General features: G+C 57.0%; 18 protein-coding genes. 14 read left to right on the forward strand and 4 right to left on the reverse strand.

Going from position 1 to position 21,088, the window contains the following annotated elements; genetic code table 11:
• Positions 1–42 precede the first annotated feature (42 nt).
• The 5 genes from norV (at position 43) to ACF8PE_RS22295 (ending at position 6,456) form a co-directional block, all read left to right on the forward strand.
• Positions 43–1,485: an anaerobic nitric oxide reductase flavorubredoxin gene (norV, locus tag ACF8PE_RS22275; RefSeq protein ID WP_165718289.1), complete on the forward strand. Its 1,443-nt coding sequence runs from the start codon at positions 43–45 to the stop codon at positions 1,483–1,485.
• A complete protein-coding gene (norW, locus tag ACF8PE_RS22280) occupies positions 1,482–2,615 on the forward strand; it encodes an NADH:flavorubredoxin reductase NorW (RefSeq protein WP_164540969.1) in 1,134 nt (377 codons plus the stop codon). Before norV ends, norW begins: the two co-directional genes overlap by 4 nt.
• A gap of 200 nt (positions 2,616–2,815) precedes the next feature.
• Positions 2,816–2,974, forward strand: a complete 159-nt coding sequence (locus ACF8PE_RS22285; protein WP_164530006.1) for a hypothetical protein — start codon at positions 2,816–2,818, stop codon at positions 2,972–2,974.
• 211 nt (positions 2,975–3,185) lie between these two features.
• Complete coding sequence (gene nagE, locus ACF8PE_RS22290; protein WP_392495303.1) at positions 3,186–4,676, forward strand: N-acetylglucosamine-specific PTS transporter subunit IIBC; 1,491 nt, start codon at positions 3,186–3,188, stop codon at positions 4,674–4,676.
• Between the two features lie 127 nt (positions 4,677–4,803).
• Positions 4,804–6,456, forward strand: coding sequence for an SgrR family transcriptional regulator (locus tag ACF8PE_RS22295; RefSeq protein ID WP_150872280.1), 1,653 nt, complete (start codon positions 4,804–4,806; stop codon positions 6,454–6,456).
• Here the strand turns inward: ACF8PE_RS22295 and ACF8PE_RS22300 are convergent, their stop codons facing one another.
• Complete coding sequence (locus ACF8PE_RS22300; protein ID WP_164540972.1) at positions 6,457–7,470, reverse strand: LacI family DNA-binding transcriptional regulator; 1,014 nt, start codon at positions 7,468–7,470, stop codon at positions 6,457–6,459. It abuts the gene before it with no gap.
• A gap of 244 nt (positions 7,471–7,714) precedes the next feature.
• Between ACF8PE_RS22300 and ascF the strand changes: the two genes are divergently transcribed.
• From ascF to ACF8PE_RS22330, 6 genes are all read left to right on the forward strand, one after another.
• Positions 7,715–9,166, forward strand: coding sequence for a PTS cellobiose/arbutin/salicin transporter subunit IIBC (gene ascF, locus ACF8PE_RS22305; RefSeq protein WP_032613606.1), 1,452 nt, complete (start codon positions 7,715–7,717; stop codon positions 9,164–9,166).
• A gap of 18 nt (positions 9,167–9,184) precedes the next feature.
• Complete coding sequence (locus tag ACF8PE_RS22310) at positions 9,185–10,609, forward strand: 6-phospho-beta-glucosidase (protein ID WP_032613669.1); 1,425 nt, start codon at positions 9,185–9,187, stop codon at positions 10,607–10,609.
• A 198-nt stretch (positions 10,610–10,807) separates the two neighbouring features.
• Entirely contained in the window at positions 10,808–11,806 is a 999-nt protein-coding gene (locus ACF8PE_RS22315; RefSeq protein ID WP_032613609.1) for an ABC transporter substrate-binding protein, read from the forward strand.
• Positions 11,806–12,843: an iron ABC transporter permease gene (locus ACF8PE_RS22320; protein WP_032613612.1), complete on the forward strand. Its 1,038-nt coding sequence runs from the start codon at positions 11,806–11,808 to the stop codon at positions 12,841–12,843. The genes ACF8PE_RS22315 and ACF8PE_RS22320 overlap by 1 nt, the downstream gene beginning before the upstream one ends.
• Complete coding sequence (locus ACF8PE_RS22325) at positions 12,843–13,604, forward strand: ABC transporter ATP-binding protein (protein WP_032613614.1); 762 nt, start codon at positions 12,843–12,845, stop codon at positions 13,602–13,604. Before ACF8PE_RS22320 ends, ACF8PE_RS22325 begins: the two co-directional genes overlap by 1 nt.
• A gap of 13 nt (positions 13,605–13,617) precedes the next feature.
• The gene (locus ACF8PE_RS22330; protein WP_392495304.1) at positions 13,618–14,850 is read left to right on the forward strand and encodes an MFS transporter; all 1,233 of its coding nucleotides are present in this window, start codon (positions 13,618–13,620) and stop codon (positions 14,848–14,850) included.
• 4 nt (positions 14,851–14,854) lie between these two features.
• Here the strand turns inward: ACF8PE_RS22330 and ACF8PE_RS22335 are convergent, their stop codons facing one another.
• Positions 14,855–15,199 (reverse strand): nitrous oxide-stimulated promoter family protein, encoded by a 345-nt coding sequence (locus ACF8PE_RS22335; protein ID WP_032613618.1) that lies wholly within the window; start codon positions 15,197–15,199, stop codon positions 14,855–14,857.
• 189 nt (positions 15,200–15,388) lie between these two features.
• Between ACF8PE_RS22335 and ACF8PE_RS22340 the strand changes: the two genes are divergently transcribed.
• The 3 genes from ACF8PE_RS22340 (at position 15,389) to ACF8PE_RS22350 (ending at position 18,775) form a co-directional block, all read left to right on the forward strand.
• The gene (locus tag ACF8PE_RS22340; RefSeq protein WP_032613620.1) at positions 15,389–15,619 is read left to right on the forward strand and encodes a SymE family type I addiction module toxin; all 231 of its coding nucleotides are present in this window, start codon (positions 15,389–15,391) and stop codon (positions 15,617–15,619) included.
• A gap of 113 nt (positions 15,620–15,732) precedes the next feature.
• Entirely contained in the window at positions 15,733–18,294 is a 2,562-nt protein-coding gene (gene mutS / locus ACF8PE_RS22345; RefSeq protein WP_059307298.1) for a DNA mismatch repair protein MutS, read from the forward strand.
• A 103-nt stretch (positions 18,295–18,397) separates the two neighbouring features.
• Positions 18,398–18,775 carry a DUF4440 domain-containing protein gene (locus tag ACF8PE_RS22350; protein WP_059307297.1) on the forward strand — a complete coding sequence of 126 codons (378 nt, stop codon included), beginning with the start codon at positions 18,398–18,400 and terminating at the stop codon, positions 18,773–18,775.
• 51 nt (positions 18,776–18,826) lie between these two features.
• Here the strand turns inward: ACF8PE_RS22350 and rpoS are convergent, their stop codons facing one another.
• Entirely contained in the window at positions 18,827–19,819 is a 993-nt protein-coding gene (gene rpoS / locus ACF8PE_RS22355) for an RNA polymerase sigma factor RpoS (protein ID WP_032613624.1), read from the reverse strand.
• A gap of 60 nt (positions 19,820–19,879) precedes the next feature.
• Positions 19,880–21,001 (reverse strand): murein hydrolase activator NlpD, encoded by a 1,122-nt coding sequence (nlpD, locus tag ACF8PE_RS22360; protein ID WP_032613625.1) that lies wholly within the window; start codon positions 20,999–21,001, stop codon positions 19,880–19,882.
• Positions 21,002–21,088: the final 87 nt, after the last annotated feature.

The following is a 21,088-nucleotide window of genomic DNA, read 5'->3' on the forward strand; positions in this document are numbered from 1 at the left end:
GACATCTTTCGTTTAATTTCGCTGTATTAAGTTGAGGTTGCTATGTCTATTCTGGTTAAAAACAATATTCATTGGGTTGGTCAACGTGACTGGGAAGTACGTGATTTTCACGGCACGGAATACAAAACACTGCGCGGCAGCAGCTACAACAGCTATCTCATCCGCGAAGAAAAAAATGTCCTGATCGATACCGTCGATCATAAGTTCAGCCGTGAATTCGTGCAAAACCTGCGCAGTGAAATTGACCTGGCCGATATCGACTACATCATCATTAACCATGCGGAAGAAGATCACGCCGGGGCGCTGACAGAACTGATGTCCTGCATCCCGGATACCCCAATCTACTGCACCAACAACGCCATCGACTCCATTACCGGTCACCACCACCATCCAGAGTGGAATTTCAACGTGGTGAAAACCGGCGACTCACTGGATATTGGCAACGGCAAGCAGCTGATCTTCGTTGAAACCCCAATGCTGCACTGGCCGGATAGCATGATGACCTACATGACCGGCGACGCCGTGCTGTTCAGTAACGACGCCTTCGGCCAGCACTACTGCGACGAACGTCTGTTCAATGACGAAGTGGATCAGGCTGAACTGTACGAGCAGTGCCAGCGCTACTACGCCAACATCCTGACCCCGTTCAGCCGTCTGGTTACGCCAAAAATTACCGAAATTCTCGGCTTCAACCTGCCGGTGGATATGATTGCCACCTCCCACGGTGTCGTATGGCGAGATAACCCAACCCAGATCGTCGAGCAGTACCTGAAATGGGCCGCAGACTATCAGGAAGATCGCATCACCATTTTCTACGACACCATGTCCAATAACACCCGCATGATGGCCGACGCGATTGCCCAGGGCATCAACGAAGTGGATCCGAACGTGGCGGTGAAAATCTTTAACGTGGCGCGCAGCGACAAGAACGACATTCTGACCAATGTCTTCCGCTCCAAAGGCGTGCTGGTGGGCACCTCCACCATGAACAACGTGATGATGCCGAAAATTGCTGGTCTGGTCGAAGAGATGACCGGTCTGCGCTTCCGTAACAAACGCGCCAGTGCGTTCGGCTCCCACGGCTGGAGCGGCGGTGCGGTTGACCGTCTTTCTACCCGTCTGCAGGATGCGGGCTTTGAAATGTCGATGAGCCTGAAGGCCAAATGGCGCCCGGATCTGGATGCGCTGGAAATCTGCCGTCAGCATGGCCGCGACATTGCACGTCAGTGGGCGCTCGCTCCGCTGCCAGAAGCGACCGCCAAAGCCACACCTGAACAGGAAGCCTGCGCCTGTGCCGCTGCCGCCGACCTCGGCCCACGCATGCAGTGCAGCGTCTGCCAGTGGATCTACGATCCGGCCACTGGTGAGCCGATGCAGGATGTCCAGCCAGGCACACCGTGGAGCGACGTCCCTGATAACTTCCTCTGCCCGGAATGTTCCCTCGGTAAAGACGTCTTCGAAGAACTGGGATCGGAGGTAAAATGAGCCAGGGTATCGTCATTATCGGCTCGGGCTTCGCCGCCCGCCAGCTGGTGAAAAATATCCGCAAACAGGATGCGAACGTCCCGCTGACGCTGATCGCCGCAGACAGCATGGATGAGTACAACAAGCCAGACTTAAGCCACGTCATCAGCCAGAGTCAGCGCGCCGACGACCTCACCCGCCAGACGGCGGGGGAGTTTGCCGAACAATTTAACCTGCGCCTGTTCCCTTACACCTGGGTCACCGACATTGATGCAGCGGCGCATGTGGTCAAAGGGAAAGACAACCAGTGGTCCTATGACAAACTGGTTCTGGCTACCGGGGCCTCGGCCTTTGTGCCCCCGGTTCCTGGCCGTGAACTGATGCTGACCCTCAACAGCCAGATGGAGTACCGCGCCTGCGAAAGCACCCTGCGTGATGCCCGGCGGGTGATGATTGTTGGCGCGGGGCTTATTGGCAGCGAACTGGCGATGGACTTTTGCCGGGCCGGGAAAGCAGTCACCCTGGTCGACCATTCCGCCAGCATTCTGTCGGCGCTGATGCCAGCCGAAGTAAGCAGTCGCTTACAACATCGCCTGACCGATATGGGTGTGCATCTGCAGCTGAAATCCCAGCTGCAAAGCCTGACCAGAAGCGATACCGGCATTTGCGCCCTGATGGATCGCGATCGCTGCATCGAGGTGGATGTGGTGATTGCCGCCACCGGCCTGCGCCCGGAAATCGGGCTGGCACAGCGTGCGGGGGCAGAAACCCAGCGCGGCGTGAAGGTTGACAGCTATCTGCAAACCACGCAGCCGGACATCTATGCCCTGGGGGACTGCGCCGAAATTAATGGCCAGGTGCTGCCGTTCCTGCAGCCTATCCAGTTAAGCGCCATGTATCTGGCGAAGAATCTACTCGGCGCCAATACACCACTGAAACTGCCGGCGATGCTGGTGAAGGTCAAAACGCCGGAACTGCCGCTGCATCTGGCAGGTGAAACCCAGCGCCAGGATTTGAACTGGCAGATCGCCATCGAGCCTCAGGGGATGGTGGCGAAAGGGGCCGACAGCGAGGGCAATTTACGCGCCTTTGTGGTCAGTGAAGATCGAATGAAGGAGGCTTTTGCCCTGCTGAAATCATTACCTGTTTAACCCTCAAACTCTTGCTCTACTCGTTGTATGTTTGTCAGATTTTGCCTTTCGCAGCCCCGGTGCCCCGGGGCTTTTTTGTATTTTTAATTAATCTTAAAATTCGATAAATAATAAAATGCGGAACAGCCGAAAAACATCACCCTGTTTTATTCCGTGATTTGTTTTTAATCTGAGAGGATATTTATTAGCCGGAGATAAACATGGCGACCTTCCTGAAAGAAATTAACGACCTTGCTGACTATTTTAAAAAAGTTCAACCTGTCGAACGCATATTATTCCGCTGGCTTTACCTTAGCCCGGAGGCGCGCACCGAGCGCCTGAAAGAGCTGATGCTGCCTGTCAGCGCGAAAAAGAATTAATAAAAAACGGCGCCACTGCCGTTTTTTTTATTCTCTAAAAGCGGAAGCATTCACCAAACATATCCTTGTTTACTTAAATATAAATATACCAAAAGAGTTTCAGGGGAATTAATTTAAAGCTCATCACATTTTTACGTGCCGCCGTTTCAACCCTCATGAAAAGCTGTTATTTTGCGCCGTGAATTAAGCCCCTTTTTTGGACATGGATATTATGAACGCATTTAGCTATTTGCAACGGCTGGGCAAGGCTCTGATGTTGCCTATCGCGACCTTACCTGTCGCCGCGATTTTATTACGTCTGGGTCAACCCGACGTGCTGAATATTCCTTTTATTGCCAGCGCAGGCGGCGGCATTTTTGACAGCCTGCCCCTGCTCTTTGCGCTCGGCATCGCCATTGGACTGGCGAAAGACAACGCCGGTGCTGCCGCCCTGGCGGGCGCTGTCGGTTTCCTGGTGCTGACCAAAGCCACGGCAGTCATTAACTCCTCCATTAACATGTCCTTCTTCGCCGGGATCATCGCGGGCGTGGTGGCGGGTCACTGTTACAACCGTTTCTCTGATACCAAACTGCCGGATTTCCTGGCGTTCTTTGCCGGTAAACGGCTGGTGCCGATCATGACCGGGCTCATCTGCCTGCTGCTGGCGTGGATTTGCGGCTACGTCTGGCCATCGGTACAGCACGGGATTGATACTTTCAGCCTGCTGGTTTCCCGCAGCGGTGAGCCGGGCTGGTTTATTTACAGCATTCTTAACCGCGCTTTGATCCCCTTCGGCCTGCATTACATTCTGCACTCGGTATTCTGGTTCAGCCTCGGCGACTGCCTGAAGGTGACCTACGATGCGGCCAGCAGCTTGCACAATATCTGCCTTGCGCCAGATGTGGTGAAAGGGTTAGTGGTCGGCGGTGCCGTGCCGGGCATTGACGGCTCCAGCATCACCCAAATTGCTACCGATCTGACCCGCGGCGATCTCAACCGCTTCTTCGCAGGCGATCCGCATGCCGGTGTTTATATGGCATGGGCTTACCCAATCTTTATGGGCGGTCTGCCCGGTGCGGCGCTGGCCATGTACTTCGCGGCCCCGAAAGCGCGCCGTTCGGCGGTGGGCGGGATGCTGCTTTCCGTTGCCCTGACCGCATTCCTGACCGGGATCACCGAACCGATTGAGTTTTCCTTCCTGTTCCTTGCCCCTGCCCTGTATGCCCTGCATGCCGTGCTGGCTGGCGTGAGCATGGTGATTGCCAACAGCCTTGGCGTATTGCACGGCTTTGGTTTCTCGGCGGGTCTGATCGACTTCGTGCTGAACTGGGGCTTAGCCACAAAACCCTGGATCCTGATCCCGCTGATTGCCCTGTTCTTTGCGATCTATTTTGTTGTCTTCAGTTTCGCGATCCGCATTTTCAAGCTCAAAACGCCGGGCCGGGAAGATGACGAGAGCGTTACGGGGGAGTCAGACGACCAGAACGAAGCCATCACGCAGTATATCGCTGCGCTGGGCGGGGAACAGAACCTGAAGCTGGTTGACGCCTGCATTACCCGTCTGCGTTTGACGCTGGTCGATAATAGCGTCCTCGACGAACCGGCCCTGAAAACGCTGGGCGCCAAAGGCATCCTGAAGATGGGCACGCAGAATGCCCAGGTGATTCTGGGGCCGCAGGCAGAAAGCATCGCGTTAAAAATCAAAGCGCGGCTTAACGCATAAAGATACCCCCTCTTCCTACGGGGAGAGGGGTTAGCCTTCAAAACCGGAACAGTTGCTACATCTCTCCCTTATTTCTTCCGTAAAACCACCTACACTCTGACCATTGCGATGATTCCCCGGGAACGCTATGCGCCAGCTTCAGAAAATCCGCCAGTACCAACGACTTACCGTCCATTACGGCTTTACGCCAAAACTCACCACCCTCGGCGAGGTCGCCGAAGTGGCGCTGTGCAGCGAACGCCACGCCCGAACGCTGTTACGCCAGCTAAGTGAAAGCGGCTGGCTGAGCTGGCGCGCCCAGGCGGGACGCGGGCATCGCGCCACCCTGCACTGCCTGGTGACCACCAGCGAACTCAGCGCCCCGCTGATGCATGCCTGTCTTGAGAAGGGAGATTATCAGAGTGCGCTGCAGCTGGCGGATGGCGATCCGGCCAGCCTGCATCACATCATCACCCCCTTTCTCGGCGGCAAATGGCTGAAGCATCAGCCGACGCTGCGCATCCCCTGGTATCGCCCGCTAACCTCCCTGCACCCGGCTCGTCATCGTCGGCGCGCCGAACAGCATATTATCTGCGCAGTACACGCCGGGTTAACGCGTTACGAACCGGGTCAGGCGCAGCCGGTAGCCGATCTGGCACACCACTGGGCCTGCTCCGACGACGGGCTGCGCTGGCATTTTTACCTGCGCAGCGGCGCGCACTGGCATAACGGCCAGCCGTTGAGCGATGACGATATTTTGAGTGCGGTGCAGCAGTTGCTCGCCGACCCGGCGCGCAACAGTGGATTGTTGCATATCGATGCGGTGACCCTCGTCGCCCCCTGGTGCCTGGCGGTTTATCTGCATGCGCCGGATGCCCTGCTGGCGCATCGCCTCGCGCATCCGGTCTGCCGCCTGCCGCATCCCCGGCAACCCGAGGTCGGAGCCGGGCCGTTCGCCATTGCCCGCCACCACTCGCATTTTCTACGCCTCGAGCGTCAGCCCTGGTACTTTGCTTCCCATCCCCTGCTGCACGCCATTGAGTTCTGGCGCACCGGCACAGTAGCCGATAAACCGGCATGGATTACGGTAGGGAAAGGCAGCGCCCCGCAGGAGGCCGTGACCTCAACCAGCGGCGGTTTTGCGTGGCTGATGATGAATGCCGGCCTGCCCGCTCCGCTGGCCGCCTGGCTGCGCCAGACTGCCCTGGCCCTTAACCAGCTGTGCTTTGGCAAGCGTGAGGATCTGCAGATCCACACCGAAATCCTGCCCGGACTGCGGGTACCCACCCTGCCCGCTCCCTCTGATATCGATCTGCCGCCCCGGCTGAAACTGGTGTGCTACAACACCCCGGAGCTGCGCGAGCTGGCAGAAACCTGGCGGCTCCAGCTACAGCCGCATGGCTGTGAACTGCACATCGAGTGGAAAGATCGTGATGGCTGGTATGCCCCCGATACGCTGGCAGATGCCGATCTGCTGCTGGGAGATCATCTGGCCACCGGGATGGCAGCCTTTGCGCTGGCGGAGTGGTTTGTCTATGAACCTGCCTGGGCCACGGCGTTAGGCGAGGCGGGCTGGGAGGCCGCGAAACAGCAGCTGATGCAAAACAGCGACAGCGAAGCGCATTTTCACGCTTATCTGACGCCCTTTTTCCAGCACCTGCTGGCGGAGGGGCGCTGCACGCCGCTGTTCCACTATCGCTACCGGATCAACGCCCTGGAAAACGTGCAGGATATGGTGCTGACTGCGGGGGGCTGGCTCGATTTTACCCGCGCCTGGCTGCCCCCGGCCGCCGGACTGTGATCAACGGTGTGGACCGGGGATCACCGAATCACGCAGGATCAGCTCTCCGGCAAAGGTCTGGCGGAAAGTAAAGTCCCCGCCATCGAGCATAAAAATCAGGCGGCTGATGGTCTCTTTCACCATCTCCGTCACCGGCACACGCACGCTGGAGAGCGCGGGCACCACATACGGTGCCATCGCAATGTCATCGAAACCCACTACCGAAACCGCGCCCGGCGTGGCGATCCCGCTGTCGTGGAGCTGCTTAATGGCCCCAATCGCCATGTCGTCGTTACTCGCCACCAGCGCAGTAAAATTCTCGCCGCGCGCCAGCAGCGTCGCAACGCCTGCCGCCCCGCTGGCCGGGTTCCATTTGCCCTCGACAATCAGCGACTCGCGCAGCGGAATGCGGTGCTGCGCCAGCGCGTCTTTGTAGCCTGAAAGACGCTCAATCCCGGTGGGAGAGTCCAGCGATCCGGTAATAAACGCGATATCGCGATGGCCCTGTTCGATGAGGGTGGATACCGCCGCCTGGCTGGAGGCTTTATGATCCGACCAGACGCAGTGACTGCTGTTTTTACGCAGCCGACGGTTCAGTATCATCACCGGCTGCTCGTGTTTCTGGATGATCTCATCCATCTCATCGACGCTGAGAAAACGCGGGTAGATGATGATCGCATCACAGCGCATATCGAGCAGATACTGAATCGCTTCGCGCTCTTCATCGGCGCTGTGCTTGCCATCGGCAAGGATCAGCTGCCGCCCTCTCTCCTCGGTCATTCTGGCGGCATGGAACAGCAGCTCGCTGAAATAGACCCCATGATAGAGGGTGTTGGTCACCACCAGCCCGAGGGTCTGTGTGCGTTTGGTCGCCAGGTTGCGCGCCAGTAAATTGGGGCGGTAGCCGCTCTCTTCAATTGCCTGAAAAACCCGGTCTTTTGTCTCCTGGCTCACGTAGCCATTGCCCGAAAGCACCCGGGAAACCGTTGCCTTCGAGACTCCTGCCCGCTTCGCCACTTCCAGCATCGTGGTCATCAATCTGTTCCGTCTGAATCTAATGAGCGGCAGTGTACTGCACCGCGTGAAAATTGTCGCAGCAGGACGATCACGCTTTTTGCGTCCTTAGGTGATCGTCATCACGAATCTAAAAAATGAGCAAAACGTGATCTTGTTTGATCCATAGAAACTCTTCATGATTTTGTGGAACCGGTTTCCTATATAAGTTTCATCGTTACATACGGTGAAGACGTACCTTACTGATAAAACAGGATACAACCCGATGGCCAAAAATTATGCTGCGCTGGCGAATGCCGTTGTCAGCGCGCTCGGCGGCAAAGAAAACATCGTCGCCGTCACCCACTGTATGACCCGACTGCGCTTTGTGGCGAAAGACGAGAGCCTGATTGACAGCGCCACGCTTAAAAGCATCAGCGGCGTGCTGGGGGTAGTGCGCAACGACAACCAGTGCCAGGTAATCATCGGCAATACCGTGTCCCAGGCGTACCGCGAGGTAGTCAATCTGCTGCCTGCCGACATGCAACCTGCTGCGCCCCAGGGGCCGCAAAAACTGACGCTGCGACGAATTGGCGCGGGGATCCTGGATGCGCTGATCGGCACGATGTCACCGCTGATCCCGGCGATCATCGGCGGATCGATGGTCAAGCTGCTGGCGATGATCCTCGAGATGACCGGCGTGCTGACCAAAGGCGAGCCGACGCTGACCATTCTGACGGTGATCGGCGATGGTGCCTTCTTCTTCCTGCCGCTGATGGTGGCGGCCTCCGCCGCGGTGAAATTCAAAACCAACATGTCGCTGGCGATTGCCATTGCGGGCGTGCTGGTGCACCCGAGCTTTATCGAACTGATGGCCAAAGCGGCGCAGGGCGAGCACGTTGAGTTCGCCTTTGTTCCGGTCACCGCGGTGAAATACACCTACACGGTGATCCCGGCGCTGGTGATGACCTGGTGCCTGTCGTATATCGAACGCTGGGTGGACAAAATTACCCCAGCCGTCACCAAAAACTTCCTCAAACCGATGCTGATCGTCCTGATTGCCGCCCCGCTCGCCATCGTCCTGATTGGGCCGCTGGGGATCTGGATCGGTAGCGGCATCTCTTCACTGGTTTACACCATTCACGGTTATCTGGGCTGGTTGTCCGTGGCCATTATGGGCGCGCTGTGGCCGCTGCTGGTCATGACCGGTATGCACCGTGTCTTTACCCCTACTATCATTCAAACCATTGCCGAAACCGGTAAAGAAGGGATGGTAATGCCGTCTGAAATTGGTGCCAACCTGTCGCTCGGCGGTTCGTCGCTGGCGGTGGCGTGGAAAACCAAAAACCCGGAACTGCGCCAGACGGCGCTGGCGGCGGCGGCCTCTGCCATCATGGCGGGGATCTCCGAACCGGCGCTGTACGGTGTCGCGGTTCGCCTGAAACGTCCTTTAATTGCGAGCCTGATCAGTGGTTTTATCTGCGGCGCCGTCGCCGGGATTGCCGGACTGGCCAGCCACTCAATGGCGGCACCGGGCCTGTTTACCAGCGTCCAGTTCTTTGACCCGGCGAACCCGATGTCCATCGTCTGGGTATTCGGGGTGATGGCCCTGGCCGTGGTGCTCTCTTTCGTGCTGACCCTGATCCTGGGCTTTGAAGATATCCCGGTAGAAGAGGAAGCGGAAAAAGCGCGCGCCCTGCAAACCGCGCCGGTTCAGGCTAAAGCAGCACAAGCATAAATGTATAGCGAGGTAAAAATGTCAGTTTTTCCACAAGGATTTTTATGGGGCGGCGCACTGGCCGCTAACCAGAGCGAGGGCGCATACCGTGAAGGCGGCAAGGGCTTAACCACCGTCGATATGATCCCCCACGGCGCACATCGCCTGGCGGTGAAAGTGGGTAAGGAAAAACGCTTTGCGCTGCGTGAGGAGGAATTTTATCCGAGCCACGAAGCAATTGATTTTTACCATCGCTATAAAGAAGACATCGCCTTAATGGCCGAGATGGGCTTCACGGTATTCCGTACCTCGATTGCCTGGAGCCGTCTCTACCCGAATGGCGACGAGCCGCTGCCTAATAAAGAAGGGATTGCGTTTTATCGTGCGGTGTTCGAAGAGTGCAGGAAGTACAACATCGAGCCGCTGGTCACGCTGTGTCACTTCGATGTCCCGATGCATCTGGTGACCGAGTATGGCTCCTGGCGTAACCGCAAGATGGTCGACTTCTTCGCCCGCTATGCGCGCACCTGTTTTGAAGAATTCAACGGGCTGGTGAAATACTGGCTCACCTTCAACGAAATCAACATTATGCTGCACAGCCCGTTCTCCGGAGCCGGACTGGTGTTCGAAGAAGGCGAAAACGAAGATCAGGTGAAGTATCAGGCGGCGCACCACGAGCTGGTGGCAAGCGCGCTGGCGACCAAAATCGCCCACGAGGTGAACCCGCAAAACCAGGTGGGCTGTATGCTGGCGGGCGGCAATTTCTACCCGTACTCCTGTAAACCCGAAGACGTATGGACGGCACTGGAAAAAGACCGCGAGAACCTGTTCTTTATCGACGTGCAAGCCCGTGGCAGCTATCCGGCCTACTCTGCCCGCGTGTTCCGCGAAAAAGGCGTGGTGATTGTCAAAGATCCGGGCGATGACGCGCTGCTGAAACACACCGTCGATTTTGTGTCGTTCAGCTATTACGCTTCGCGTTGTGCTTCGGCAGACATGAATGCCAACAACACCAGCGCGGCCAACATCGTCAAGTCCCTGCGCAATCCGCATATCGAGGTGAGCGAATGGGGCTGGGGCATCGACCCGCTCGGCCTGCGTATCACCATGAACATGATGTACGACCGCTATCAGAAACCGCTGTTCCTGGTGGAGAACGGCCTCGGCGCGAAAGACGAGCCGGACGCCAACGGCGAGATCAACGACGACTACCGCATCAGCTACCTGCGGGAGCATATCCGCGCCATGGGCGACGCAATAGAGGACGGGGTCCCGCTGATCGGCTACACCAGCTGGGGCTGTATTGATCTGGTGGCCGCCTCAACGGGCGAGATGAGCAAGCGCTACGGCTTTATCTATGTCGATCGTGATGACGCCGGTAACGGTACCCTTGATCGTAAACGTAAAAAATCGTTCTGGTGGTACAAAAAAGTGATCGCCAGCAACGGTGCTGATTTAGAGTAATCCCGCCTTCGCCGGGCGGCGCCACGCTTGCCCGGCCTGCAAATCCCTTGATAAACACAATAATTTCATCACGTTACCATCATTCATTGACACAATGAATATATCGTTGTATAAAACTCCGCCAAAATAAATGATATTCATTCTCAGCCAGATGTCCGGGCTGTGATCAATAAATAAATTAATGAAGGATAGCGTTCCATGAAGAAGATCATCAGCGCATTAGGATTGCTGATTGCCACAGCAGGCTCCGCCTTTGCGACCACCTATCCTCTGACGATTGAGAATTGCGGATATAAAGAAACCTTCACTAAAGCCCCGGAGCGCGTCGTCGCGCTGGGACAAAACACCGTTGAAATTCTGCTGCTGTTAGGCCTGCAAGATAAAGTGGTCGCCAGCGCCTTCTGGCCCACCAAAGTGCTGCCGCAGCTGGCTGAACAGAACAAAAAAGTCAAAACGCTGACCGTCGAGATCCCGACGCTGGAATCCATTCTGGCGCAAAATCCGGACTTCGTTCCGGCGCAGCTGCCGCTGCTGCTGGGGCCAGAGAGTAAAGTCGCCAAACGCGAAGATCTGGCCACCGTGGGCGTGAACAGCTATATGTCGCCAGGCATGTGTGCCACCAAAAAAGGCGTTGGCGATATGTACGGCAGCCGCCAGAAGCTCTGGGATATGACCTTCCTTTATAAAGAGATCGAAGATTTCGCCAAAATCTTTAATGTCGAAGATCGCGGCCAGGCGCTGATCGCCGATTTCAAAAAGCGCGAAGCCGACCTGCGCAGCGAATTCAGCAAAAACAAAAAAGACCTGTCATTCGTCTTCTGGTTCTCCAGCTCATCCCCCTCTTCTGACGCTTACGTCGGCGGCAAAAACAGCGCCTCTGGTTTTATCGCCAATGTGCTGGGCGGCCACAACGCCATCACCTCTGAAACCGAATGGCCGACCGTTGGCTGGGAAAGCATTATTGCCGCCAACCCGGACGTGATCGTCGTTTCCAGCCTCGACCGTAACCGCTGGGCGCTGGACAATGCCCAGGAAAAAATCAAATTTCTGAAGAGCGATCCGGCTGTCAGCCAGCTGGAAGCCGTTAAAAAAGGTCACATTGTGATCATGGACGGCCAGGCGATGAACCCGACAATCCGCACCATCTATGGCGCAGAGCAGATTGGGGAACAGCTGAGAAAGATGGGGCTTAATTAATGACCGCAGTGGTTCAACAGACCCGACTGAACTGGTTGTTGCCTGCGTCGGGTTTCCTGGCGGTCGTGGCTTTGCTGCTGGTTATCGCCATCGGCGTCAGCGTGGGGGAACTGTCGATCCCCCTGCAAAGCGTGTTCTATGCCATTACCAATAAAATTGGCTTAACCGAGGCTCCACTCAACCGCATCTACGAGAGCGTGATCTGGGACTTCCGCCTGAGCCGGGCGCTGGTAGCCGCCTGCTGCGGCGCGGGGCTGGCCATTTGCGGCGCGGTGCTGCAAAGCCTGCTGAAAAATGCCCTCGCAGAACCCTACGTGCTGGGTGTGTCAGCCGGGGCGTCCACCGGCGCGGTCTCGGTGGTAGTGCTGGGCATTGGCAGCGGCACCGTCACCCTCTCCGCTGGCGCTTTTGCCGGTGCCTTTACCGCCTTTGCCTTTGTCGCCCTGCTGACCAACGGCGCCCGCGGCGGCAGCGAACGCACTATCCTTGCGGGTGTGGCAGCCTCGCAGCTGTTTAACGCCATTACCGCTTACACCATCAGCACCTCGGCCAGCGCCCAACAGGCGCGCGACGTGATGTTCTGGCTGCTGGGCAGTTTTAGCGGCGTGAGATGGCCCGAGTTCCAGCTGGTGCTGGTGGTGATGCTGGTCGGTCTGGCTGTTTGTCTGTATTACGCCAGAGCGCTGGACGCCTTTACCTTTGGCGACGATGCCGCCGCCTCGCTGGGGATCGCCGTTCCCTGGGTACGCCTGATTCTGTTTATCGTTACTGCGTTAATGACGGCGACCATCGTCAGCATGGCAGGCTCTATTGGCTTTGTCGGCCTGGTTGTGCCGCACGTGATGCGCTTCTTCTTCGGCCCGCTGCACCGCACGCTGCTCATCGCCAGCGCCCTGGCTGGCGCAATCCTGATGGTGCTGGCGGATATCGCCTCCCGCCTGCTGATCGCCCCGCAAAGCCTGCCGGTTGGCGTGGTCACAGCGCTGGTGGGCGTTCCGTTCTTTGCCATGATTATCTATCGTTCAAGGAATAAGTGATGAGCATCACGGCTGAAAATATCACCTGGAAGGTGGGTAAAAAGGTCATCGTCGATAATGTCTCTCTGGCGGTATCGCCGGGGCAGACCGTCGGCCTGCTGGGGCCAAACGGCTCCGGCAAATCGTCGCTGCTGCGGATCCTTGCCGGTTTGCGTCGTCCGCATTCAGGCACCGTTGCGCTGGATGGTAAAAGCATCAGTGGGATTGCCAAAAAGCAGCTCGCCCGTCGGGTGGCCTTTGTGGAACAACACGGCATGACCGATGCCAATATGCGTGTGCGGGACGTGGTGAAGCTAGGGCGTATTCCGCACCATTCACCCTTTTCCGGCTGGACGGCGCAGGATGACGAGACCGTGAATTCGGCGCTGAAAACGGTGGATATGCTGCATAACAGCGATCAGGGCTGGCAAAGCCTGTCCGGCGGGGAACGCCAGCGCGTACACATTGCCCGGGCACTGGCGCAGATGCCAACCGAAATCCTGCTGGACGAACCGACTAACCACCTGGATATCCATCATCAGATGCAGCTGATGCAGTTGATCAGCCAGCTGCCGGTCACCAGCATTGTCGCCATCCACGATCTCAACCACGCCTCAATGTTCTGCGATGCGTTGGTTGTGTTGCAGAAAGGGCGCATTGTGGCCACCGGCACGCCGCAGGAGATCCTGACCGAAGAGTTGCTGTGGGAGGTCTTCCGGGTGAAAACCCGCATTGAACTGTCGCCTTACCACGGCAAAAAACACATTCATTACCTCGTCTGAGGCGAGGTAAGCCGTGACCCTGATCCGCCCCGCTAAACAACTCTGGCCGCCCGTCTTACTGGGCAGCCAGTTTGTTTTCAACATTGGTTTTTATGCCGTCGTCCCCTTCCTGGCGATCTTTTTACGCGACGATATGCTGCTCTCCGGCGGGCTTATCGGGCTGGTGCTCGGGCTGCGCACCTTCTCACAGCAAGGGATGTTTATTGTCGGCGGTGCCCTCTCCGACCGTTACGGCGCGCGCATCATTATTCTTTGCGGCTGCGTTGTGCGGGTGGTGGGCTATCTGCTGCTGGCCTTTGGCTACAGCCTGCCCGTCATCATTGCCGGAGCGTGCCTCACCGGGATTGGCGGCGCGCTCTTTTCCCCCTCCATTGAGGCCTTACTGGCAAAAGCCGGAACCCGAAGCGAGGCACAAGGCAAACGCAGCCGCGCCGAGTGGTTCGCCCTGTTTGCGGTGTGCGGCGAACTGGGGGCAGTGCTCGGCCCGGTGGCGGGCGCCCTACTCACAGGTCTGGGCTTTCGTCAGGTGGCCCTAGCAGGTGCAGCGGTCTTTGTGGTGGCGCTGATTGTGCTCTTCTTCTGTCTGCCTGCCGGATCGGCAAAAAACCAGCCGTTGCACATTACTCCGTGGTGGACCACCTTTCGCCAGCCGCGGTTCGTGGCCTTTATCATCGCCTGGAGCAGTTGGCTGTTAAGCTATAACCAGCTCTATCTGGCGCTACCGGTGGAGATCCAGCGCGCGGGCGGCAGCGAAAAAGATCTCGGCCCGCTGTTTATGCTGGCTTCGGCGCTGGTGATCCTCTTTCAGCTGCCGCTGGCGCGCGTGGCCCGCCGGGTGGGGGCGATACGGGTCCTGCCGGTGGGGTTTTTGCTGATCTCTGCGTCCTTCCTGAGCGTCGCGCTTTTTGCGCCCTCGGAACCGGCAACCGGCTGGCTGCGTCTGCTGCCTGCGGCCTGCTTTGTCACGCTGCTTACCACCGGGCAGATGTTGCTGGTGCCGGCGGGCAAAGATGTGGTGCCGTGGTTTGCGAGTGAATCGACATTAGGCGCGCATTACGGTGCGCTGGCCACCGCGGGTGGCTGCGCGGTGCTGGCGGGGAATTTGTTGCTGGGTGACCTGCTTGACCAGGCGCTGACGCCCTCCATCGGAGCGAGTACGCCGTGGCTGGTGCTGGCGGTGTTTCCGCTGTGCAGCGCAATCGCCATGATCTTTATCTGCCGCCCGATGCGCAGGCCGCGCACCTGAGAGATCACTTTTTCGGGCGGTATTTTTCCGGCAGCTCCGGGACCGGGCGACGATCGTCGATAAGATGGCGAACGGTTAAAATCGGATGACGCCACAACATCCGTGGCCCTGCCCAACGCATCACCTGTTTCATCTCTTCGCGTTTGGCCGGCTGATAGCAGTGTACCGGACACTGTTTGCAGGCCGGTTTCTCCTCGCCAAACACGCATTTATCCAGCCGCTTGTCGGCGTACTCATTCAGCGCCGGATAGTGCCCCGCGGCTTTCGATGCCTGCGGACACTGCTTTTCATACAGCGCGATCATCTTGCGGATGGTCTCTTTTTCGCGCGCGATCCGTTTTCCTGACATGGCCTGATACCCACTAGAAAGTTGCATTTATAATACTCTTTTTAGGCTGGATGTTCAGCCCGATTTCATATTTTACATTCCGTTTCCTGAAGGCGCTTCGCAGTTATAGGTTTGTCTTCGCCTCATTTTACTGACATTTTATACAGGTGTTTATGTCACCGGATCCTACCCTGCGAAAAAGGAGTTTCTATGTCGGATATGCCCCTCTCCAGACCGAGCCGTCATCTCACCGTGGGCTATTTCAGAAAGCGTCACGAAGATCGTAAGACCAAAATTCCGACGCGCTACAGCGTGCATGCCGCGCTCAGTTTAAAAGGCGACTGGCTGGAAGAGGCGGGTTTTAAAACCCATTCCCAGGTGCGGGTGCTGGTCGAACAGGGGAAATTGGTGATTGAGCTGGTTCAGGAAAAGGCCTCGTAAAGTCGCGACATTTTGCTGCGCCGGGACTTTTTTTCATGCGACAATAGCGGCATTACACGACCCCAACGTCGCCTGAACAGCACTATTTTCAAAGAAATGGACATCATCACTCCATGACCACTACTGACAATTTCGACGCGCACACCCCCATGATGCAGCAGTATCTGAAGCTGAAAGCTCAGCATCCAGAGATCCTGCTGTTTTACCGGATGGGTGACTTTTACGAGCTGTTTTATGACGATGCGAAACGGGCGTCACAACTGCTCGACATCTCGCTGACCAAACGCGGCGCTTCGGCCGGGGAACCGATCCCCATGGCCGGGATCCCGCATCACGCGGTAGAGAATTACCTGGCGAAGCTGGTCAATCAGGGGGAATCGGTCGCCATCTGCGAACAGATTGGCGATCCCGCCACCTCTAAAGGCCCGGTCGAGCGCAAAGTGGTGCGCATCGTTACGCCCGGCACCATCAGCGATGAAGCGCTGTTACAGGAGCGCCAGGATAACCTGCTTGCTGCTATCTGGCAGGACAGCAAAGGTTTCGGCTACGCCACACTGGATATTAGCTCCGGGCGTTTTCGCCTGAGCGAACCGGCCGACCGGGAAACCATGGCCGCCGAGCTGCAGCGCACCAATCCGGCTGAGCTACTGTACGCCGAAGATTTTGCCGAGATGGGGCTGCTCGAAGGCCGTCGCGGCCTGCGTCGTCGTCCACTGTGGGAATTTGAAATAGATACCGCGCGCCAGCAGCTCAATCTGCAGTTTGGCACCCGCGATCTCACCGGCTTTGGGGTAGAAAATGCCCCGCGCGGCCTGTGCGCTGCTGGCTGTTTGCTGCAGTATGTGAAAGATACCCAGCGCACCGCCCTGCCGCATATCCGTTCCATTACTATTGAGCGCCAGCAGGACAGCATCATTATGGATGCAGCCACCCGCCGTAATCTGGAGATCACCCAGAACCTGGCCGGTGGTGTCGAAAACACCCTCGCCTCGGTGCTCGACAGCACCGTCACCCCGATGGGCAGCCGAATGCTGAAACGCTGGCTGCATATGCCGGTTCGTGACATCGCCACCCTCACCGGACGCCAGCAGACCATTGGTGCCCTGCAGGACCGATACAGCGAACTGCAACCGGTATTACGCCAGGTGGGTGATCTGGAGCGTATTCTGGCGCGTCTGGCGCTGCGCACCGCACGCCCGCGCGATCTCGCCCGGATGCGCCACGCATTCCAGCAGTTGCCTGAACTACGCAGCCAACTGGCAGAGATCGACAGCGCGCCGGTGCAGAAGCTACGCGACGCGATGGGCGAATTCAGCGAACTGCGCGAACTGCTGGAAAACGCCATTATTGAATCCCCGCCTGTGCTGGTACGCGACGGCGGCGTCATCGCTCCGGGGTACAACGAGGAGCTGGACGAGTGGCGAGCACTGGCCGACGGCGCAACAGATTATCTCGATAAGCTGGAGATCCGCGAACGTGAGCGGCTCGGGCTGGACACCCTGAAGGTGGGTTACAACGCGGTACACGGCTACTTCATTCAAATCAGCCGCGGGCAGAGCCACCTGGCGCCCATCCACTATGTGCGCCGCCAGACGCTGAAAAACGCCGAGCGTTACATTATTCCTGAGCTGAAAGAGTACGAAGACAAAGTGCTCACCTCGAAGGGCAAAGCCCTGGCACTGGAAAAACAACTGTATGACGCTCTCTTCGATATGCTGATGCCGCACCTGGCAGATCTGCAGCAGAGCGCGACTGCATTGGCCGAGCTGGATGTGCTGGTTAACCTGGCGGAACGCGCCGAAACGCTGAACTACTGCTGCCCGACCTTTAGCGATAAACCTGGCGTACGCATTACTGAAGGCCGTCACCCGGTGGTTGAGCAGGTATTGAATGAGCCGTTCATCGCGAACCCGCTGAACCTGTCACCGCAGCGGCGCATGCTGATCATTACCGGGCCGAACATGGGCGGTAAAAGTACCTATATGCGCCAGACGGCGCTGATTGCCCTGCTGGCCTATATCGGCAGCTACGTTCCGGCACAAAAAGTAGAGATTGGCCCCATCGACCGTATCTTTACCCGCGTGGGTGCGGCGGACGATCTGGCGAGCGGTCGTTCAACCTTTATGGTGGAGATGACCGAAACCGCCAACATTCTGCACAACGCCACGGAGTACAGCCTGGTGCTGATGGATGAGATTGGCCGCGGAACCTCTACCTATGACGGCCTGTCGCTGGCGTGGGCGTGTGCCGAAAGCCTGGCCAATAAAATCAAAGCCCTGACCCTGTTTGCTACCCACTACTTCGAGCTGACCCAACTGCCGGAGAAGATGGAGGGCGTGGCAAACGTGCATCTGGATGCGCTGGAGCACGGGGATACCATCGCCTTTATGCACAGCGTGCAGGATGGCGCGGCGAGCAAAAGCTACGGTCTGGCCGTGGCTGCGCTGGCGGGGGTGCCGAAAGAGGTGATCAAGCGCGCACGTCAGAAGCTGCGCGAGCTGGAAAGCCTGGCGCCAAACGCGGCTGCGACCCAGGTAGACGGGACGCAGATGTCATTGCTGGTGCCAGCCGAAGAGACCTCCCCGGCGCTGGAAGCGCTGGAGAATCTTGACCCGGATACTCTGTCGCCGCGTCAGGCGCTGGAGTGGATCTATCGTTTGAAGAATCTGGTATAAGTCCGACACGCCCGGCGGCGCTACGCTTGCCGGGCCTGCGTGAGCTGTGATGAACATCGCCGGTGACTAAATTCATCCGCCACTTAAGGGTAAAGGAGAAAGAATGACCTGCTATGAAACAGAAATTATTGATGCTCACATCGCGTTAGAAAACTGGTTAGGCCTGGGTGAAGGCAATCTCGCCCCCCTGCTCGCCCGTTTTCGTCAGGACTTCCTGATGATTGCGCCAACAGGCGCACATCTGGATCATCCCGCACTGGCGCGTTTCCTTGAGGCTCAGCGCGGCAGCCGTCCGGGGCTGAAGATCGTGATTGATGAATTAAAGACGTTACAAACCTGGGACAACGGCGCAGTACTTCACTACCGCGAAACGCAAACCCGCCCCGATCAGCCGGTCAACGTGCGCTGGTCAAGTGCGGTACTGAATCAGGAAGGCGATACCATAACCTGGCGTCTGCTGCACGAAACCACGCAGCTATAACCAAAGAAAAAGGCCCGTCGAGAGACGGGCCTTTTTTGGATGAAAAGTTGCTTACTCACGGAACAGCGCTTCGATATTCAGCCCCTGGCCCTGCAGGATTTCACGCAGGCGACGCAGACCTTCTACCTGAATCTGACGAACACGTTCACGGGTCAGGCCGATTTCACGACCGACGTCTTCCAGTGTCGCAGCTTCATACCCCAGCAGACCGAAACGACGTGCCAGCACTTCACGCTGTTTAGCGTTCAGTTCGAACAGCCATTTGACGATGCTCTGTTTCATATCATCGTCCTGCGTGGTGTCTTCCGGGCCGTTGTCTTTTTCATCGGCCAGGATGTCCAGCAGCGCTTTCTCTGAATCGCCACCCAGCGGGGTGTCGACGGAGGTAATACGCTCGTTGAGACGCAGCATACGGCTTACATCATCAACCGGCTTATCAAGCTGCTCGGCAATCTCTTCCGCACTTGGCTCGTGGTCCAGTTTATGGGACAACTCACGAGCGGTACGCAGATATACGTTCAGCTCTTTCACGATGTGAATAGGCAGGCGAATCGTACGGGTTTGGTTCATGATTGCCCGTTCGATGGTCTGTCGAATCCACCATGTCGCATATGTTGAGAAACGGAACCCACGTTCAGGGTCAAATTTCTCTACCGCGCGGATCAGCCCCAGGTTGCCCTCTTCAATCAGATCCAGCAGAGCCAGACCACGATTGCTGTAACGACGGGCAATCTTGACCACCAGACGCAGGTTACTTTCAATCATACGACGGCGTGATGCCACATCACCACGTAGTGCCCGGCGCGCGAAATAAACTTCTTCTTCTGCTGTTAACAGTGGAGAGTATCCAATCTCTCCCAGATAAAGCTGAGTCGCGTCCAGCACACGTTGAGTGGCGCCCTGCGATAACAGCTCTTCTTCAGCTAAATCGTTATCACTGGGTTCCTCTTCTACTAAGGCTTTTTCATCAAAAACCTCAGCTCCGTTCTCATCAAATTCCGCATCTTCATTTAAATCATGAACTTTCAGCGTATTCTGACTCATAAAGGTGGCTCCTACCCGTGATCCCTGACCGAGACAACCGAAGTGGTATGTCCCGCCAAATTATCGCTGCGGTAAATATTGCAGCGGGTTTACGGATTTCCCCTTGTAACGAATTTCAAAATGCAAGCGTGTAGAACTGGTTCCGGTGCTACCCATAGTAGCTATTTTTTGCCCCGCCTTAACTTCTTGTTGTTCCCGGACCAGCATCGTATCGTTATGGGCGTAGGCACTCAGGTAATCATCGTTGTGTTTTATGATAATAAGATTACCGTAACCCCGCAGAGCGTTACCGGCATATACCACGCGTCCATCTGCGGTCGCGATAATAGCCTGTCCCTTACTTCCTGCGATATCGACACCTTTATTTCCCCCCTCGGAGGAAGAAAAGTTCTCGATAACCTTGCCTTCAGTCGGCCAGCGCCATGAAGAGATTGGCGAGCTGGACGTCATACTGCTGGCAACGGGCACGGTAGAGCTAACGACAGGTGCCGTAACGGGCGCTGTGACAACAGCCGCAGCCCCTTTGTTGTTCGGCAACATCTTGTTAGCACTCTGTTCACCTGAATCCTCAGAATACGTAATTGTCGGTTGCGACGCAACCACTGTGCTTGATTTTTGCGCAGGCGTCACACTGTTATTTTGCGCCGTTACGTCAGCCACCGACACGGTATTGCCAGGCGTTAACGGTGCGCCAGTGTTATTGCCTACCTGTAGCGTTTGGCCAACTTCCAGACCATACGGGGCCTGAACGTTATTTCGCTGCGCAAGATCACGGAAATCGTTCCCGGTGATCCAGGCAATATAGAATAAAGTATCGCCGCGTTTTACCCTGTACGTACTGCCGCCGGTATAGCTCCCTTTCGGAATGTTCCCATACTTACGGTTATACACAATGCGGCCATTTTCCGTCTGGACAGGCTGATCCACTGGCTGAATCTGTACTGGCTGGGTAACCGGACGCTGAACTGGCTGAATTTGCGGTGTTTGTTGTGTTGTGGTGCCCATCTTAGGCGGAGGGGTGATCAGCATGCCGCCGGATGAACTGCCGGATCCGCTGTTGCCGCCAACGGAACTCACCGGCGCAGGGGCATTATTTGAGGATGTACAACCTGCCAGCCACAGTGAAACCAGTGACAGTGCCGCAACTCGGCTGATGGTGAATTTTGGGCTTCCCGCGCTCATTTATCCCCCAGGAATGTTTTTAGTTACCAGTGACTTAAAATTAACCGTAGTGTCACGCGCTTTTGCGCCACAACCATACGCTGAATT

Source organism: Leclercia sp. GLN_9 (assembly GCF_043105735.1).
Lineage (GTDB): Bacteria > Pseudomonadota > Gammaproteobacteria > Enterobacterales > Enterobacteriaceae > Enterobacter > Enterobacter adecarboxylatus.

What these genes read in the sequence shown, in the direction of transcription:
- ACF8PE_RS22320 (WP_032613612.1), top strand. Translation starts at nt 11,806, where the DNA reads ATGACCGCAGTGGTTCAACAGACCCGACTGAACTGGTTGTTGCCTGCG.
- ACF8PE_RS22300 (WP_164540972.1), bottom strand. Translation starts at nt 7,470, where the DNA reads ATGACCACGATGCTGGAAGTGGCGAAGCGGGCAGGAGTCTCGAAGGCA.
- mutS (WP_059307298.1), top strand. Translation starts at nt 15,733, where the DNA reads ATGACCACTACTGACAATTTCGACGCGCACACCCCCATGATGCAGCAG.
- ACF8PE_RS22295 (WP_150872280.1), top strand. Translation starts at nt 4,804, where the DNA reads ATGCGCCAGCTTCAGAAAATCCGCCAGTACCAACGACTTACCGTCCAT.
- ACF8PE_RS22340 (WP_032613620.1), top strand. Translation starts at nt 15,389, where the DNA reads ATGTCGGATATGCCCCTCTCCAGACCGAGCCGTCATCTCACCGTGGGC.
- nlpD (WP_032613625.1), bottom strand. Translation starts at nt 21,001, where the DNA reads ATGAGCGCGGGAAGCCCAAAATTCACCATCAGCCGAGTTGCGGCACTG.
- ACF8PE_RS22325 (WP_032613614.1), top strand. Translation starts at nt 12,843, where the DNA reads ATGAGCATCACGGCTGAAAATATCACCTGGAAGGTGGGTAAAAAGGTC.
- ACF8PE_RS22335 (WP_032613618.1), bottom strand. Translation starts at nt 15,199, where the DNA reads ATGTCAGGAAAACGGATCGCGCGCGAAAAAGAGACCATCCGCAAGATG.
- ACF8PE_RS22285 (WP_164530006.1), top strand. Translation starts at nt 2,816, where the DNA reads ATGGCGACCTTCCTGAAAGAAATTAACGACCTTGCTGACTATTTTAAA.
- norW (WP_164540969.1), top strand. Translation starts at nt 1,482, where the DNA reads ATGAGCCAGGGTATCGTCATTATCGGCTCGGGCTTCGCCGCCCGCCAG.
- ACF8PE_RS22350 (WP_059307297.1), top strand. Translation starts at nt 18,398, where the DNA reads ATGACCTGCTATGAAACAGAAATTATTGATGCTCACATCGCGTTAGAA.
- norV (WP_165718289.1), top strand. Translation starts at nt 43, where the DNA reads ATGTCTATTCTGGTTAAAAACAATATTCATTGGGTTGGTCAACGTGAC.
- ACF8PE_RS22315 (WP_032613609.1), top strand. Translation starts at nt 10,808, where the DNA reads ATGAAGAAGATCATCAGCGCATTAGGATTGCTGATTGCCACAGCAGGC.
- ascF (WP_032613606.1), top strand. Translation starts at nt 7,715, where the DNA reads ATGGCCAAAAATTATGCTGCGCTGGCGAATGCCGTTGTCAGCGCGCTC.
- ACF8PE_RS22310 (WP_032613669.1), top strand. Translation starts at nt 9,185, where the DNA reads ATGTCAGTTTTTCCACAAGGATTTTTATGGGGCGGCGCACTGGCCGCT.
- rpoS (WP_032613624.1), bottom strand. Translation starts at nt 19,819, where the DNA reads ATGAGTCAGAATACGCTGAAAGTTCATGATTTAAATGAAGATGCGGAA.
- nagE (WP_392495303.1), top strand. Translation starts at nt 3,186, where the DNA reads ATGAACGCATTTAGCTATTTGCAACGGCTGGGCAAGGCTCTGATGTTG.